General features: G+C 39.4%; 2 tRNA genes. Both read left to right on the forward strand.

The annotated features are described in order from the left end of the window. The first annotated feature begins 262 nt into the window (after window positions 1–262). Window positions 263–336, forward strand: a tRNA-Ile gene (locus HMPREF0650_RS11390). 135 nt (window positions 337–471) lie between these two features. Further along, window positions 472–545, forward strand: a tRNA-Ala gene (locus tag HMPREF0650_RS11395). Window positions 546–634: the final 89 nt, after the last annotated feature.

The raw sequence follows: 634 nt of genomic DNA on the forward strand, positions 1-634 counted from the left end.
GATGAGTGCGATTCATAATTAAGAATTCATAATTCATAATTTATGATTAAATCAACTAAACTTAAGAGGTTGAGGGATTGCACGAAGGATTTATAAGGTGAAATTTCTTATCAAGGTTTGTAAGGAACCTGCCTGGAGTTACCACACGGTGACCCAAGGTATTTCTTGTACTGCTACATCTGTTTTTTTTATAAGAGAGAAAAAGGAAGCCGGGCGAAGAAGAGTACGCGGCCCTGCGACTTGAATGAACACCGGGAATCACAGTCCTATAGCTCAGTTGGTTAGAGCGCCACACTGATAATGTGGAGGTCGGCAGTTCAAGTCTGCCTGGGACTACAGTCTTAATTCATAATTCATAATTAAGAATGATGCAATGTGATGATATGGATTAACCTCTGCCTCTCCGATAATAATTCAATCAATTGTTGATTTAATGATAATTATGAATTAACAATTATGAATTAAAACCCTGGGGGATTAGCTCAGCTGGCTAGAGCACCTGCTTTGCAAGCAGGGGGTCAACGGTTCGAATCCGTTATTCTCCACACACGGGAACAATCTTTGAGGAACAAAGAACTTCACAAGTTGAAAAGTTCAAAGTTCAAATCTCAAAGTTCAAAGTTTCCCAGCGATT

Origin of the sequence: Hoylesella buccalis ATCC 35310, assembly GCF_000177075.1 — a bacterium.
Lineage (GTDB): Bacteria > Bacteroidota > Bacteroidia > Bacteroidales > Bacteroidaceae > Prevotella > Prevotella buccalis.